Source organism: Alicyclobacillus sp. TC (genome assembly GCF_016804365.1).
GTDB lineage: Bacteria > Bacillota > Bacilli > Alicyclobacillales > Alicyclobacillaceae > Alicyclobacillus_I > Alicyclobacillus_I tolerans.
Map to the genome: position 1 here is coordinate 2,271,362 of NZ_CP044434.1, position 14,950 is coordinate 2,286,311.

Below are 14,950 nucleotides of genomic sequence, written 5' to 3' on the forward strand. Positions count from 1 at the left end.
CAATATGAACCTATTCCTAGCCAATCGACTTACTGCTTTAAGAAATGGCTCGTGTTCTTACCTCACTTAATTGAATAGGTCCTACACCGCGCGGCACCTCAATAGACTCGAGGCGTTTAGCTCCCAAAAACCGGGTGATGTAATCACACGCTACATTTGGATCAATGCGATCTCCGCAGGTGTAAACATCAATACTCGCATAACCGTGTTCTGGAAAACTGTGAATGGTCAGGTGAGATTCTGAGATGATAACCACACCACTCACACCCTGCGGAGCAAATTTATGAAAAGCGACTTCTCGCACTTCTGCTCCTGCTTCCAGTGCTGCATTAACCATCAGTCGTTCAATTGCCTGCACATCGTTCAGCTTTTCTGCGCTACAACCCCACAGTTCTGCGATGACATGACGACCCATTGTATCCATTGCAAAATCCCCCTCCATCCAAAAGTTCCATGCCTTTCGGCATACGGAACCCACCTACACCACGGGGGAAAGTTAGTCCATAGAGGTCCTAACCCTTTAAGTGCAGGCCGCACTTGTTCCGTTTTCATCCAAAATGGTTCTGGTTAAGATTACGAGGGATAGTATAAGTCTCACCCCGACAATTTGCAACACTGAAATACCTGTCAATTGCGGAATTTAGCAGAGTGTGTCAAAGACGGGCACAAACTCCTATCCAAGCAAGGCCAATGAGCACGATACAAACATAGGAAGCACCTTTCCATACCATATGCCGATTTCCGAAGTTGCGAAACAGAAAGAGCAATCCCGCCCCACAGATAAGACCTCCTAAATGAGCCAAAATGTTTATCTGGGGTTGAACGAGATCAAACAAAAGATTGACAGCTAGCAAAAACCAAATCCAATAAGTTGTACGCTTTGTAAAAAGCCCTAAATAGGACATCACAAGAATAACACCAAAGATTCCAAAAATCGCACCCGACGCACCGAGCAAAATCGTTCCTGGAGAATAGAAAAAAACGGAAATCAAATTACCCACAATACCCGCAAGAACATAAACCACAAGAAAAAAACGCCAGCGAAAAATTTGTTCCACAATACGCAAAGACCAGAGAGAAATCATATTGACAAGCAAATGCAACCATGATGCGTGAACAAAAAGACTGGAGACGAATTCGTAAATATGGCCTCGCCAAACAGCCCCCACCACCAGCGCACCTGCCCGTACATCCCCAACTGGAGTATGTCCCGTAATAGACTGCATCAGTAAAAACCAGCCCACACAACATGCCACAAGAAGTACTGTTGCAGGCGAATTCCTCCAGGCAACTCCTAGATTCGTCCTCACTTCCTTGTAACTTGGCAAGCCTACGGACAGCGTGGTCTTCATAGGCCAGTCCTCCGCCTATGAATATAAGTCACTGGACTCCATCCTAAGAACCACTCATACCCTCGCGCATATGATTCCAGCATCTTCTCTGGCCGATATCTCGGCAAAACTTCAGCCTGAAAAGCATCAACCAAACGCCGGCGTAATTGAGGATGTTCCAGACAATAATCGAGCGCTACAGCCAGCGCTTTACTGTCTCCTTCTTTTACAATATAACCTGTTTTCTCGTGTTCAATCAGTTGAAGAATACCAGCTATGTCCGATCCGATGGTCGGTACGCCCGTAGCTCCAGCCTCTAAAATAGCCGACGGTAAGCCCTCACTTTTAGAAGGTAGCACGTGCCAATCCAAAGCAGCGTAAAAATCTTTCATTGACTCCCAAAATCCGAGAAAATGTACACGCTGCTGCAAACCTAAGCTTTCAACGATTTGCTCGTATTCCTTGCGTAAGGGACCATCCCCTGCAATCACCAAATGAGCAGAAACGTTATTCATTTGTGCAAAAGCACGCAAGAGCAAGGGTATATTTTTAACCGGATCAAACCGGGCAGCAATTCCAACCAGTGGAGTATCAAGCGGTATTTGAATTTTCTTGCGTAAGATCGATCTCAATTCCGTAGAGGCGCTTGGCATGATTTGCAAATCCAGAGCATTGGGTACAAAAGCCACATCTTTAACAGGCAATAAAGGTGCAAAAGCTTCGGAAACAACAAATAAACCCATAGCCCTGCGCAAACTGTATAAATGCAACTGTGGATAAATGATTGATTTCCATCGTGATGCAAGATAGTCGAGATAAGGGTTACTATGAATGGTACTCGTGAATGGAACGCCTGTTTGTTTTGCTATTTGTGCAGCAATCACATTTAATCTTGGACCATGAGAATGTAAAATGGCCGAACGATCCGATTGCAGCATCTGACAAATGCGTTGTTTAGCATGACGTAAAGAGGAAATCTCTAAACAGGTCTGCTCTACGGCAATCTCGCTCAATTGAGTACTGAGAGGACCATTGCCCCATAATAAAAAATGATACTCCATTCGCGCTTGTTGAGCGTAACGGGCAAGCGTCAAAAGATGAGTCGCAGCACCGCCTCGCTCGTTTCCAGCAGCTAAGACATAAACACGTAACTTTGTATTGGGTGCAATCCTATTCAAGAAGGTCGATTCCCCTGTTTGGTGTAATGTTCAATATATTCTTCAACGTCATGTTTGGTAAAACGAACGGTTTCTTGATTCATAAACAAATAATCCAAGGAGGTTCCTAAAATCTCGGCTGCAAACTGTAAAATATGATTTCTCCTCACAGTTGGATCGTGCCAATAGGGTTGAAACATTTTGTCCAGATGCTGAAATTGCTCAACAGTTAACCCAGGGATGAGCGAGGTGAATGCTTCAGATGGCAACTCTAAAATGTCATAGTTTTTTCCTTCATATTCAATGTTGACACCCAATTTCATGTCGCTCAATCACTTCCTTTTCCACTAGCCATAGTTTCAGTATACAAAAAGGAACTCTATGGAACAAACATCGCGTCGTGACCTGTGACTTATTCATAACGCAAAGCATCGACTGGCAACAGACGGGACGCTTTTAAAGCTGGATACAATCCACAAACAAGACCAATAAGCGCAGAAAACAAAAATGCTCCAATAGATACTTGCCAAGATACAGCAACCGGAAAATGAAAAGCCGCCCGAACTATAATAGTCACCAACACACCAAAAACAATGCCTAATAATCCACCTGTTGCGGTAAGCATCATAGATTCAAACAAAAACTGCCATACAATGGCGGATTTTGTGGCTCCAAGAGACATACGAATACCGATTTCTTGTGTTCTTTCTGTCACGGATACAAGCATAATATTCATGACTCCTACTCCACCAACCACTAAAGCAATACCTGCAACCGCCCCAATGACAAGCGTTAAAATATTAGTGATGGTCCCTATCAATTTCTCAATGCCTTGCAAAAATCCAGCCGACGTTTCAAACGCCTCTGCGCTATGTGCATGAATATTGAGTGCTGTAACAATTCGTTGCGACAATTCTGGCACGGATACTCCTGGTTGAACGGCAATATCCATTTCTGAAGCCGTCCAATTCGGGAATATGCCTTCTAAAGTAGTATAGGGTAAATAGACCGCACCGCCTCCCAGGATGCCGTTCAATAAAGAGGGTTCTGTGGATGCTGTCACACCAATGACCTGTAAAGTTTGCCCGCCCACTACAAGCGACTGTCCGACAACATTTTCTCGTCCAAACAACTGAAGCGCAGCTTGCTGACTTAGCAACGCCACATTCTGATGGGTAAGCACATCTCCGTTTGTAAACATTCTTCCTTGGATAACAGAAAAATTAGCCAAACCGTTTAAATAATCAGGTCCACCCTCCAACATCAAATTCGCTGACTGTCTGCCTGCACTGACAGCAGCCTGCCCGTAAAGTGTTTCTGCTACTTGCAAAACTCCCTGAAATTGACGAGCAATGTCAAAATCTTCATTTGAAAATGAAAGTATTTGTCCCGGCTGAGGAATGCCTGGAACCACCAATTCACGAGGTACAATCTCAATGGTTTGCCGCAACTGGTTGTTTTCAAGGGTCGATACAACAGCATTTTGTCCGCCTTTACCAATGGCAACGATAGCGATAATCGAAGCGACGCCAATGAAAATTCCAAGCATCGTCAGCAGCGATCGAAGTAAATGTGCTCGCATGGAAAGAAACGCAGAAGTAAGAAGTTCAGTTGCGTTCATGAATATCCTCCCAAGTTCGTTCGCTGACAAACCCATCTTCTACAAATAGGTGGCGTTTCGCATATTGGGCAACACGATAATCGTGGGTAATGATAAGCAAGGTCACTCCCGACTGGTGGAGTTCTTGAAAAATCTCTAAAATTTCATGGCTGGTTGTTGAATCCAGAGCGCCAGTAGGTTCATCTGCGAGCAATAGTTCTGGACGATTGGCAAGCGCGCGGGCAATCGCCACTCTCTGTTTCTGCCCCCTGACAATTCATTGGGAAGATGATGGAGGCGTTCAGAAAGTCCCAATGTTTCGAGTAAGTCTTCTGCCCGTTTGCGTCGTTCAGCGCGTTTCATTCCTGCATACATCATGGGGAGTTCGACATTTTGGCGTGCTGTCATTCTGGGGAGTAGATGAAAATTTTGAAACACAAAACCAATTTTTCGATTGCGCAATTGAGCCAATTCGTAGCCCGTAAGTTGTGACGTATCCTGATCATGAAACCAATACTCACCACTTGTCGGTCGATCCAAACAACCAAGAATATGCATCAAAGTAGATTTACCACTCCCAGAAGGACCCACCACTGCTACAAACTCTCCTTGGCGAATGGTAAACGTAGCCTGATGCAGTATGGTTAAACTTTCCTTCCCCATTTGATATGATTTTTGCAAATTTTTAACGCGAATCATGGCTGAACTACCACCTCACCGGATTGTAGAGAAGAAGGTGGATTGTTCACGATTTTTTGTCCGTCTGACAATCCGGAAAGGACCTGGACCAATGAATTGTCCGTCTGTCCTAATGAAACGATTTTTTCTTGAACACGATGATTTTGATATACAAACACAGCATACTGAGTTCCATCTTGAACGAGCGCAGAGTATGGAATTGTCAGGACATGCTGCGCAATAACCGTGTTCCATTCTGCATGTACAGTAAATCCATAAGGAACGGTAAAGGGAGTATGTGGTTTTATATCGACTTCTACTTGAGAAGAACCATTGACATTCTCAGCAGCGTATGGAGCTACACTGATGACTGTACCTCTCCACGTCTGACCTGGATAAGCGTCCGCAGTCAATAGGACTCGCTGGCCAGCATGGACATGAACCGCATTTTCTTCTGATACTTCAATGACAATTTGTTTTTGCAGACTGGCAACTTCGATGACGGGTTCGGGCTGACCTGAAGAATCGACTCCTTGTGGATGCACAAAAAGAACTTGCCCTGTTATGCTGGCTGGCCAAGACACACCACCAGACGTAAACAGTGCCTGTCCTTTTTTGACCACTTCACCTGGATGGACATACGTATTTTCAATAGGACCTGGCAGCTGATTGAGAAAAACCAACTGACGCTGCACAGGTTTAACGGTGCCACTTTCCATAATAGCATTGGAAAGATTATGCTTACTCACTTCAGTCCACTGCAATCGCACTGGTTTCTGACGTTGCCAGAGCAACCATCCGGCTACCGTCAACAGACAAACCAGACATAAAATGACTAGCCACCAACCATAATGCCGCCAAAATCTGCGCCTTTGCACACGTACACCTCATAAACCGTCAATGGAGATAGCATTATTTTACCATAGACAAACTTTATAGAAAGATGGCTTATTGGGAAGGTGTATTCAGACTCTCCCATAGATAGAATACTCAGATTGACGAGGTGACATCATGACGGAAGTCGTTTCTGTTGCTTGAAGCGAGAAAGACTCTTGAATGGGTGATAAAAGATGAGACTCCACTGCTGATGTAGGCGCATACGTGTAAGTGGCTGGATTGCGCTTGACATGAGAATCCGATTTATGAACTTGCGGCTCTCTGGCTTGAGGGCGTAAAGATTCTTGATGATGGTTCAGTTGCATTTGCAAATACTCACACATCCGTACTGCTTCGCGCAAGCGCTGTGACAATTGGGAAATTTGTTCAAGCAAGTCCAAATTCCTTCACTCCTTCAAGCTCAGTCTATTCATAAGCATGGGACAATCCATCATAAGGTAAACCATGAGAATTCGGGAGGTTGTCTGCATGTCCACACAGGTCGTCTATCGCGTCTTTGGATGGTGTTACATCATCCTTGGCGTTTGGGGATTTATATTTCACCAATTTGGAGATTATATGCAACTGTCCAGCCAAGACAATTTTATTTTGCTTGGATTAGGCATCCTCTTCATTGGACTTGCCAGATGTCGATCTCGATATCGTCTGTCAGGTGGTACTCTGTTAGGACTGATCCTTCTTTCTTGGTCCGGCCTTCCCTACCTTTCTACCATGCCTTATTTGCATTCTCCACATCCTCTTGAACTGCTTGTGCGAATCTTGACAGGAGCTTGGACAATTTATTTGGCAATTGCGGAACTACTTGCTTGGCGCAAAATTGCTTAAAATCAACTTTGCTGGAGACGATAAAGGAGAACCACACTTTATCTTGAGGAGGGCGAATGCGCAATGAAGGTCAAACACTTCATGACATCTGATGTGCAATGTTGCCAGGAAAATGATTCCATACAGCAAGCTGCGCAAATCATGGCTAGCGAGGATTGTGGCTCCGTACCAGTTTGCAAAGACAATAAAGTGGTGGGTATGATTACCGATCGCGATATTTGCTTGCGCGCTGTAGCCAAAGGCAATCTTCAGGCTACCGTCAAAGATTGTATGTCCAATCAAGTCATCACCTGCACACCAGATACTGACGCTCATGAAGCGGCTGACATCATGGCTCAACACCAAATACGCCGACTGCCTGTTGTAGATGCTCAAGGCCGAATTTGCGGCATTTGTTCGATTGGCGACCTAGCAACCGTGGATATTCATATTAACGAAGCTGGCGACGCATTGAGCAAAATCTCCGAGTGTCGTACAGCAGCAGGCGTACACTAAACATTTCAAACCCATACACATACGCCTTCACATCACACTTTAGTGTGAACGTGAAGGCGTTTTCTATTGGGTAAATACATGTTTGAGTCAATTTTCTGTGTCATTTGCAGTGTTTTGTGAATAGATTCAGCATTACAGCGTTTTATCAAGAATCACCGAATTCGAAGACAAAAGGCTGGAAAGGATGACGAGCAATTAGCACTCAAGAACACGCGCGAAAATGGAAAAAACGAATTGAACCTTTTGAAGAAGCCAATTGGAAAACTTCTACATGGCAATTGATAAACAGCAGTATTCCCTATTTAGCATTATGGTATCTGTCTGCTAAAAGTATGCTTGATCATTGGATCTGGCTAACTCCTCTGTTGGCATTGGCTGCTTCAGGTTTTTTTATGAGAATATTTATCATTTTTCATGACTGTGGTCACTACTCATTTTTCAAGCATCCCAAAACTAACGAATGGGTTGGATTATTCACAGGATTTTTGACAGGGTTTCCTTATTACAAATGGCGATACGAACATGCTTTACATCATGCAACGAGCGGAAATTTAAACCATAGAGGAATAGGTGATATTTGGATATTGACAGTTAACGAATATCGGCAACTCTCTCCTAAGAAAAAAATGATATATCGATTGTATCGTAATCCACTTATTTTATTTGGATTAGGACCTATATATCTTTTTTGCAAAGCACGCATGAACCGAAAAGGAGCAGAACGAAAAGAACGATGGAACACGTATGGAACAACAATTTTCATTTTAACTTCTCTTCTGGTACTGGGAAGCTATTGGGGATGGCAAGTGGTACTGGTGGTACAAGGAACCATTTTTTATGGTTCTGGTATCATCGGTATTTGGTTATTTTATATTCAGCATCAATTTGATGGCAGTTATTTTGAAGAACAAAATAAGTGGAATTATTTTGACGCCGCTCTACAGGGGAGTTCATTTTACAAGCTCCCACTCATTTTACAATGGTTTACGGGTAATATTGGATTCCATCATGTACACCATCTTGGTCCCCGTATTCCCAATTATCAGTTGCAAAAAGCACACGAAAATGTTGATGCTTTTCGACAGGTTCGACATATTGGGTTGAGGCAGAGTTTAGATTCCCTATTCTATCGTTTGTGGGATGAGGAACAGAAAAAATTTATCCATTTCAGCGAAATCAGGGACGATTAGAAAGCTTTTTCTTCCCACAATAAAATATAAAAAACTCATACTTAACGGGGCTATTCCTACCGTCATCAAAGGTGACCTATAGGATAGCCCCATTGTTCAAACCCAATTATTCAACCGAGGATTCAGTCGCAGCTAGTCTTTGCTGTGCATAGGCAACTAATTTTTTGGTAATACTTCCACCAATAGAACCATTTTCATAAGACGAAACAGCTCCCCAATAACCGTCAGCTGGTGGGGTAATGCCAAGTTCTGAGGCAACCTCATATTTCAGCGATTGTAGAGCCTGGGTAGCCTGCTGAATCAGCAATGGATTCGATGAGCTATTCTGCGTCATGTGTAACGCCTCCTCAGAGAGTCTTAGATGAACTTGCAATCTTAATGTGCCCTGAGGAGAAGGTGTTAGACAAACACATATTACCGTTGTTACCGTTGTTCGATAGGGACAAATTGGGCATGAGTGAGCCCAGTATATTCTGCTCGCGGACGAATCAAGCGATTGTTTTGATATTGTTCAAGCACATGAGCCGTCCAACCCGCGATGCGACTGCAGGCAAAAATCGGTGTATAAAGATGTGTGGGTAATCCAAGCGAATAATACATGGATGCTGAGTAAAAGTCGACGTTTGGGTTGAGACCTTTTTTCTCTTTGACAACGCGCTCGACAATTTGCGACATTTCAAACCATTTCGTCTCACCCTTTAGTTCTCCTGCTTGCTTGCTCAACTGGCGCAGATGAGTCGCACGCGGATCTTCCGTACGATAAACGCGATGTCCAAAGCCCATAATTTTTTTCTTTTGCTCCAAAGCATTTTCAATCCAAGCTTCCGCTTTATTTATGTCACCGATTTCCAACAACATCTTCATGACTTGCTCATTCGCTCCACCATGCAGTGGGCCTTTGAGCGTTCCAACAGCAGACGTAATTGCTGAGTACATATCAGACAGTGTTCCCGCCGTGACACGAGCTGAAAATGTAGAAGCATTCAATTCATGGTCAGCATGCAAAATCAAAGCGATATTAAACGCTTTTTCCTCAAATTCTGTAGGTTTTTTTCCATTTAGCTGATAAAAGAAATCAGCCGCTGCGCTGAGCGTTGTATCGGGCTGAACAGGTTCGAGACCTTGACGAATCCGTTCAAATCCAGTAACAAGAGCAGGAATTTTAGCCACTAAGCGAGTTGCCTTGCGGAGATTGGCTTCCAGAGTTTCATGACCTTCGTCTGGATCGTATAGCCCAAGAAAAGATACTGCTGTACGTAATACCTCCATAGCATTGGAGTTTTTCGGTAACGATTTTAACAGTTTCAGCGTAGGTTCATCCAACTTACGCTCATTCGCTATTTCTTGAGTCAATTGCTGCAATTCAGTTTTATTGGGCAATTTACCGTGCCAAAGAAGATAAATAACTTCCTCGAAAGTCGCATGGCCTGCAATCAAATCGTGGATATCATAACCCTGGTAGACAAGCCGTCCCTCTTTACCATCCACAAAGCAAATATTGGATGTATTAGCTACAACATCTTCTAACCCGGCAACAAATGCGGTTGAATCGTTTGCCATGGATAATCCCTCCACTCCCAGATATGTTTCCTGCTTTGATCAAACATTGGTTGCAAAAACCCGTGCAACGAGATCGTCCATCCTAATTTGAGTATACTACAAATGAGGCTGACAAAAAAATTGACATGCCATCATTTTTTCTCGGGAGGCATCCATAAGCCCTGATTCAATTTGGTCTTTAACCCTTCTTGTCGCTGGGAAGGAGCGTATACGTCTATCTCATTCCCAAGCATCCATTCCTTGGGTTTTGCAGAGCATTCTCCAAGCAATCTTCTTCGGGCAGACTCAACAATCATCAGTTGCTGCGGACGCACAAGATGCATATTTAGATTCCCCAAAGCAAGTTGCGGCAATCGAGAAAGTTCTTCCGCGTCAGGCACTGGCCAAACCAAATGATGTATTCGTTCTCCAAAAGCCTCTTCCAGAATAGGTTGCCACTCTTTGTAAAAGGTAAAAGCGGATGCACGATGATCTTCTGCTAATAACTGAATGTAATCAACTCCAGCCATCAAATGAGCAGCAATCAAAGCAAGATAAGAAGGAACAGAATCTGGCGAAGAAGGAAGTACCAACTCTGTAAAAACTGTAAAATTTTTATTTTTACTTTCTTCTATTCGTGTCACCCAATGGCTGTTTTTTGCGTCAGCTAGACGAAAACTGATTTCCACCGCATCGAAACCTGCTTCATGAAGCGCGTCCAAAAATTCTCCGGATTCATTACGCAGCGCCGCATACTCAAACAAAATACCAGAAGATAGAGGCCGAATATGATACTCGTGACAAAGGGAAATTTTATTTTGCAGAATAGTAGGTGTAGTGAATACAGGGCTGCCGTAAGCAAACTTCCAAAAGTCTATATATGGATGTACATTTTGTAAACTTGCCTGCATGAAACTAAAAGGGATCCCAGTATCCATAGCGACTGTGATGCCGCGAAATCTTGGTTTTTCCGCACGTTTGGGCAACTGGGCTGTATACCAGACGTTCCAAGGCAAAGATTCCATCTACCGATTCCCTCCCATCGCCAATAGCACAGTCTATGGCATGAGGCGGATTCCGGTGTCTCAGAGAAACGCCGATTCCTAAAGGGCAAAAACACAAGCTATAACAACCAAAAGCGCTCCAGCAAACTGATGAACAGGCATACGCAAAGAACGTCCTAGCCAGCGGCCCGTCTCAAGCGCCAAAATAGTCATCAAAAGCGAGATGGCTCCAAAAGTTAAACTGGCATCAATCCAAGGAACACGCATGACACCCAGCCCAAATCCCACCGTTAAATTATCGAGAGAAAGAATGATAGCTAAAAGCCAAGTTTTCCATGTCGATCCGTTTGTCGTTTTTTCCGTTTCTTCGTTTTCTTTCTGAAAGAAGGTATATACACCGACTAAAGCCAGCAAAATAGCTCCAAACCAATGGGCACTTTGATGCAACGAGACAGACAACTGATGCCCCAGCAACAGACCTATTGCTGGCATCACAGCCTCAAAAAGGGCAAACAGCAAAGCAGTCCGCCACTGTTGTCGTCGTTGTATGCCAGCAGCACCGATTCCTACGGCGGCGGCGGCATTATTGGCTGCCAAAACAACACCAGCCAGCACCAGTTTCAAAAACACAAGAATCCTCCTTACTCTTTAGCCGTCAGTGACTTACCATCACTTTTCTGTTTAGTCGGTTGATTCCATATCGAACCCGTATCGATTTTCAAATATTGAAAAACGTCCGTTAAAAACGACTGGGTTCCCAGCAGCCAAATTTCATCGACAGAAAGATGATCCAAAGCCATTTGCCAGGCGCTTGCAAAAGAATGAGTTTCCTTCCCTATTTTGCCCATCTGTTGCCATACACCTACCCAATGGCGGGAAAATTGCAGATGCGGATTTTGAGCTCTGCAAAATATAATCCAATCTAGATACTCATGCAATTCATTGAGCAATCCTTCGCCATCTTTATCATCCGGCAAACAGACAATAGCTCCCCTCCTCTTATTCCCCAATTGACCAATGGCATCCAAATAATTCAATACTCGTCGCGCATTTTCCCTGTGGATTGCTCCATCTAACAATGTTGGTACGGAAAGGTTAGGAAGATACTGCATGCGACCAGGAAGCGCAAGATCTTCAATATGCAACTCCAGAGATGCTTCGCTAAAGGGGCGCAACATTCGCCATATTTGCCATGCGGCCTCCATAACCACTACCAGATTACTGCGAAACGCCTCCAAAACGGTCGGTCCGTAAATGGTAAAAATGGGACCCGAAGTCGTCACACGATATTCATCGATGTTATCTTTACGGCAGACAAGCTGACATTGATTCATTTGTGCCCGGATAGGCTCGGGAAGATGCAACTCAGCACGGATGGTTTCAAGAATTTGTCCGGTTTCTTGAGGTTGAGGATGTAAAACCCACCAGCGTGTATCAGACGTTAAGATACCTATTTTTTCCCATATAACATCCCGTAACTCTGGTCCCAATTGCATTTTGTGCTCTAGGAAAACAGGCGTCATCAGTGCACCCTGATGCACAATCTGATTCACATCATCATGACGCGCTCCTCGCCCCAGTTCAAAAATATTGACATCCGTTTGATGATCGCGAAAAAATTCTGCCGCAATTGCCGCAACGTATCCCACTGGACCAAAATAGTGATGAGCAGGCAATTGCAAGGTTTCGGCAGCACTGCGAATACGTTGTGCATAACGCACAAAATCTTTTTCGGAAATTTTTTGTCCGTTCAGTCGTATACGTTCGAGAAAATCGACCAAATGAGGAGAAGTAAACAGACCCACTGATAATCCCATTCGCTCCAATACAGCCGCTAATAGGATAGCGTGCGTTCCTTTTCCCTTGCTCCCAGTCACAGCAATATTACAAGTCGTTCGATCTGGAGAACCAAGTTGATCTAAAAGTGCACGCGTCCACTCCGGGTGCCGCCGATCACGATCAAACCCTTCAGGTAAATATGGTTTTGCCTGGTTGTAAGATTGATAAATCCATTCGATATACGAAGTTACCTGTTCCGCGAGATGGTCAGCCACAAACGTCTCTCCCCGACAATAGTTTCCCTCGCCATCATAATACAAAAAACCGTGCAATCCCCAATCAAATTGAGGTTGCACGGCAATCCCATTTCAAACTATTGATTTTTTCAATAGACCCGTTGATAGGCAACTCGATGATACAGTTCATAACGATCAATTTTTTGCTGATGGCGCAAGGTCACGCCAACATCGTCCAACCCTTCCATGAGCATCATTTTCGCATGAGCCGCAAGTGTGAAGGAAAAGGATTTGCCATCTGGTAAACGAATGACTTCTCCCGGCAAATCGACTTCCAATTCTCTCAGTACACCTTGACGGACAGGCTCCAGACCGTCCCAAGCTTCTTCACTAAGAACGACCGGAAGAACGCCATTTTTAAAGCAGTTGTTGTAAAAAATATCTGCAAAAGAACGAGCCAATATAGCCCGAAAACCGTAATCACGCAATGCCCAAACAGCGTGTTCTCGTGAACTTCCACAACCAAAATTGTCACCAGCAAGCAAAATACTCGCTCCCTGGGATTCAGGATGATTGAGAACAAACTCGGGACGCGGCTGACCCTTTTCATCGTAACGCCAATCATAAAAGAGAACATCACCAAAACCGCTCTTCTCAATGCGTTTTAAAAACTGTTTTGGAATGATCTGATCGGTATCGACGTTTGCGTTTGGCAGTACAGCAACCTTACCTCTATGCTGGTTGAATGCTTCCAACACGATTCAACTCCTTTCCTTGCATCCATTCGCGAACATCTACAAATTCCCCGGCAATAGCGGCAGCGGCTGCCATCGCGGGAGAAACAAGATGCGTACGCGCCTGGCGACCTTGACGACCTTCAAAATTTCGATTGGACGTGGAGGCACAGCGTTCACCGGCAGGAACGAGATCGGGATTCATACCCAAGCACATACTGCAGCCTGGCTCCCGCCATTCAAAGCCTGCCGCTTGAAAGATTTTATCCAGGCCCTCCTCTTCCGCCTGCTGTTTGACTTGTTTCGAACCCGGTACTACTAAGGCACGCACATGGGACGCTACACGCCTGCCTTCAACCAATGCTGCAGCCAGACGCAAATCTTCAATTCTGCCATTAGTACAAGAACCGATAAATACATGCTGAACGGGTACACCGAGCATACTCATTCCCGGAGAAAGTCCCATGTAAGCGTAGGCATTCTGCAAATCTTGTTGAGAAAACGCAGAATTTGGCGCTGCTACTTCAGGTAATAGGCTGTGCACCGAGCCGCCCATAGATGGATTTGTTCCCCACGTGACTTGCGGCTCTAATAAACTGACATCCATTTGTACAACTTTGTTGTACACAGCACCTTCATCACTTGACAATTCACGCCACAGTCGCAAACATTCCTCCCATTCTGCACCACGCGGGGCGTGCGGACGATTTTGCAGATAAGCAAAAGTCACTTCATCTGGCGCAATCAATCCTGCACGTGCCCCAGCTTCAATACTCATATTGCAGAGTGTCATGCGTCCCTCCATGGACAAGCCACGTACAAAATCACCTGCAAACTCAATGGCGTAACCTGTGCCAAAACCAACCCCATACTTGGCAATCAAGGCGAGAATCACATCTTTTGCAAAAACTCCCGGTTGCAGTCGCCCTGTTAACTCTACCTTCAATGTTTTTGGCCGCGCTTGCCAAAGACATTGTGTTGCCAAAACATGTTCCACCTCACTGGTTCCGATGCCAAAAGCGATGGCACCAAATGCACCATGAGTAGAAGTATGACTATCACCGCAAACAATCGTCTTGCCTGGTAGAGTGAGCCCTAGCTCCGGACCAATAACGTGAACAATCCCCTGATGGGGAGAATCGAGATCGGCCAAGCGAATACCAAAATCCCGACAGTTCTCAGCCAGCGTCTCCAACTGTTTTTTGGCTATCAAATCTACAACATGATGCGGATTGTCCGTTGGAACATTGTGATCCATCGTGGCGTAGGTCAAATCTGGACGCCGCACACGCCGACCCGCTTCCCGCAAGCCAGCAAAGGCTTGTGGTGAAGTCACTTCATGAACGAGATGCAAGTCAATGTAGAGAAGAGTTTGTCCATTCTCTAATTCTGTAACCACGTGCTGATCCCAAACTTTATCAAACAGCGTTTTGGGCATATATTCCTTCCTCCTCACTCTGCAAAACATGTGAAGTTTTCTCCCAT

The 14,950-nt window shown here is 44.7% G+C and carries 17 protein-coding genes and 1 pseudogene; 3 read left to right on the top strand and 15 right to left on the bottom strand.

The features are described 5' to 3' along the window. Positions 1-37: 37 nt before the first annotated feature. The 8 genes and pseudogenes from speD to FY534_RS11275 all read right to left on the bottom strand — a co-directional run bounded on the left by speD (position 38) and on the right by FY534_RS11275 (position 6,043). A complete protein-coding gene (gene speD, locus FY534_RS11240) occupies positions 38-424 on the bottom strand; it encodes an adenosylmethionine decarboxylase (protein ID WP_072874843.1) in 387 nt (128 codons plus the stop codon). A 229-nt stretch (positions 425-653) separates the two neighbouring features. Beyond that, on the bottom strand, positions 654-1,352 hold the full coding sequence (locus FY534_RS11245; RefSeq protein ID WP_072874844.1) for a rhomboid family intramembrane serine protease: 699 nt from the start codon (positions 1,350-1,352) through the stop codon (positions 654-656). Further along, positions 1,349-2,509: a glycosyltransferase family 4 protein gene (locus FY534_RS11250; protein ID WP_083574321.1), complete on the bottom strand. Its 1,161-nt coding sequence runs from the start codon at positions 2,507-2,509 to the stop codon at positions 1,349-1,351. Before FY534_RS11250 ends, FY534_RS11245 begins: the two co-directional genes overlap by 4 nt. Beyond that, a complete protein-coding gene (locus FY534_RS11255) occupies positions 2,506-2,811 on the bottom strand; it encodes a hypothetical protein (RefSeq protein ID WP_072874845.1) in 306 nt (101 codons plus the stop codon). Before FY534_RS11255 ends, FY534_RS11250 begins: the two co-directional genes overlap by 4 nt. Before the next feature lie 89 nt (positions 2,812-2,900). After that, complete coding sequence (locus tag FY534_RS11260; protein ID WP_072874846.1) at positions 2,901-4,109, bottom strand: ABC transporter permease; 1,209 nt, start codon at positions 4,107-4,109, stop codon at positions 2,901-2,903. Beyond that, positions 4,096-4,787 (bottom strand): annotated as a pseudogene (locus tag FY534_RS11265) (ABC transporter ATP-binding protein). The gene FY534_RS11260 and the pseudogene FY534_RS11265 overlap by 14 nt, the downstream one beginning before the upstream one ends. Beyond that, positions 4,784-5,644, bottom strand: a complete 861-nt coding sequence (locus FY534_RS11270) for an efflux RND transporter periplasmic adaptor subunit (RefSeq protein ID WP_072874848.1) — start codon at positions 5,642-5,644, stop codon at positions 4,784-4,786. Before FY534_RS11270 ends, FY534_RS11265 begins: the two are co-directional and overlap by 4 nt. Positions 5,645-5,731: 87 nt before the next feature. Further along, positions 5,732-6,043: a hypothetical protein gene (locus FY534_RS11275; RefSeq protein ID WP_072874849.1), complete on the bottom strand. Its 312-nt coding sequence runs from the start codon at positions 6,041-6,043 to the stop codon at positions 5,732-5,734. An 88-nt stretch (positions 6,044-6,131) separates the two neighbouring features. Here FY534_RS11275 and FY534_RS11280 point away from each other — a divergent pair, with 88 nt between their 5' ends. The 3 genes from FY534_RS11280 to FY534_RS11290 all read left to right on the top strand — a co-directional run bounded on the left by FY534_RS11280 (position 6,132) and on the right by FY534_RS11290 (position 8,173). Beyond that, positions 6,132-6,488 (top strand): hypothetical protein, encoded by a 357-nt coding sequence (locus tag FY534_RS11280; protein ID WP_072874850.1) that lies wholly within the window; start codon positions 6,132-6,134, stop codon positions 6,486-6,488. 63 nt (positions 6,489-6,551) lie between these two features. Next, positions 6,552-6,983 (top strand): CBS domain-containing protein, encoded by a 432-nt coding sequence (locus FY534_RS11285; RefSeq protein ID WP_072874851.1) that lies wholly within the window; start codon positions 6,552-6,554, stop codon positions 6,981-6,983. A gap of 194 nt (positions 6,984-7,177) precedes the next feature. Then, positions 7,178-8,173, top strand: a complete 996-nt coding sequence (locus FY534_RS11290; RefSeq protein WP_072874852.1) for a fatty acid desaturase — start codon at positions 7,178-7,180, stop codon at positions 8,171-8,173. A gap of 106 nt (positions 8,174-8,279) precedes the next feature. Here FY534_RS11290 and FY534_RS11295 read toward each other — a convergent pair whose 3' ends face one another. The 7 genes from FY534_RS11295 to leuC all read right to left on the bottom strand — a co-directional run bounded on the left by FY534_RS11295 (position 8,280) and on the right by leuC (position 14,903). Then, positions 8,280-8,507 (bottom strand): alpha/beta-type small acid-soluble spore protein, encoded by a 228-nt coding sequence (locus FY534_RS11295; RefSeq protein ID WP_072874853.1) that lies wholly within the window; start codon positions 8,505-8,507, stop codon positions 8,280-8,282. Positions 8,508-8,596: 89 nt separating this feature from the next. Further along, positions 8,597-9,733 carry a citrate synthase gene (locus tag FY534_RS11300; protein ID WP_072874854.1) on the bottom strand — a complete coding sequence of 379 codons (1,137 nt, stop codon included), beginning with the start codon at positions 9,731-9,733 and terminating at the stop codon, positions 8,597-8,599. A 131-nt stretch (positions 9,734-9,864) separates the two neighbouring features. Next, positions 9,865-10,737: a phosphosulfolactate synthase gene (locus tag FY534_RS11305; RefSeq protein ID WP_203114598.1), complete on the bottom strand. Its 873-nt coding sequence runs from the start codon at positions 10,735-10,737 to the stop codon at positions 9,865-9,867. A 78-nt stretch (positions 10,738-10,815) separates the two neighbouring features. Continuing rightward, positions 10,816-11,346, bottom strand: a complete 531-nt coding sequence (locus tag FY534_RS11310) for a manganese efflux pump MntP (protein ID WP_072874856.1) — start codon at positions 11,344-11,346, stop codon at positions 10,816-10,818. Positions 11,347-11,357: 11 nt separating this feature from the next. Then, positions 11,358-12,770, bottom strand: a complete 1,413-nt coding sequence (locus FY534_RS11315) for a folylpolyglutamate synthase/dihydrofolate synthase family protein (protein WP_203114599.1) — start codon at positions 12,768-12,770, stop codon at positions 11,358-11,360. 110 nt (positions 12,771-12,880) lie between these two features. Beyond that, positions 12,881-13,486, bottom strand: a complete 606-nt coding sequence (gene leuD / locus FY534_RS11320; RefSeq protein ID WP_203115613.1) for a 3-isopropylmalate dehydratase small subunit — start codon at positions 13,484-13,486, stop codon at positions 12,881-12,883. After that, positions 13,464-14,903, bottom strand: a complete 1,440-nt coding sequence (gene leuC, locus FY534_RS11325; protein WP_072875281.1) for a 3-isopropylmalate dehydratase large subunit — start codon at positions 14,901-14,903, stop codon at positions 13,464-13,466. Before leuC ends, leuD begins: the two co-directional genes overlap by 23 nt. Positions 14,904-14,950: the final 47 nt, after the last annotated feature.

What these genes read in the sequence shown, in the direction of transcription:
- speD (WP_072874843.1), bottom strand. Translation starts at nt 424, where the DNA reads ATGGATACAATGGGTCGTCATGTCATCGCAGAACTGTGGGGTTGTAGC.
- FY534_RS11245 (WP_072874844.1), bottom strand. Translation starts at nt 1,352, where the DNA reads ATGAAGACCACGCTGTCCGTAGGCTTGCCAAGTTACAAGGAAGTGAGG.
- FY534_RS11255 (WP_072874845.1), bottom strand. Translation starts at nt 2,811, where the DNA reads ATGAAATTGGGTGTCAACATTGAATATGAAGGAAAAAACTATGACATT.
- FY534_RS11260 (WP_072874846.1), bottom strand. Translation starts at nt 4,109, where the DNA reads ATGAACGCAACTGAACTTCTTACTTCTGCGTTTCTTTCCATGCGAGCA.
- FY534_RS11280 (WP_072874850.1), top strand. Translation starts at nt 6,132, where the DNA reads ATGTCCACACAGGTCGTCTATCGCGTCTTTGGATGGTGTTACATCATC.
- FY534_RS11285 (WP_072874851.1), top strand. Translation starts at nt 6,552, where the DNA reads ATGAAGGTCAAACACTTCATGACATCTGATGTGCAATGTTGCCAGGAA.
- FY534_RS11295 (WP_072874853.1), bottom strand. Translation starts at nt 8,507, where the DNA reads ATGACGCAGAATAGCTCATCGAATCCATTGCTGATTCAGCAGGCTACC.
- FY534_RS11300 (WP_072874854.1), bottom strand. Translation starts at nt 9,733, where the DNA reads ATGGCAAACGATTCAACCGCATTTGTTGCCGGGTTAGAAGATGTTGTA.
- FY534_RS11305 (WP_203114598.1), bottom strand. Translation starts at nt 10,737, where the DNA reads ATGGAATCTTTGCCTTGGAACGTCTGGTATACAGCCCAGTTGCCCAAA.
- leuC (WP_072875281.1), bottom strand. Translation starts at nt 14,903, where the DNA reads ATGCCCAAAACGCTGTTTGATAAAGTTTGGGATCAGCACGTGGTTACA.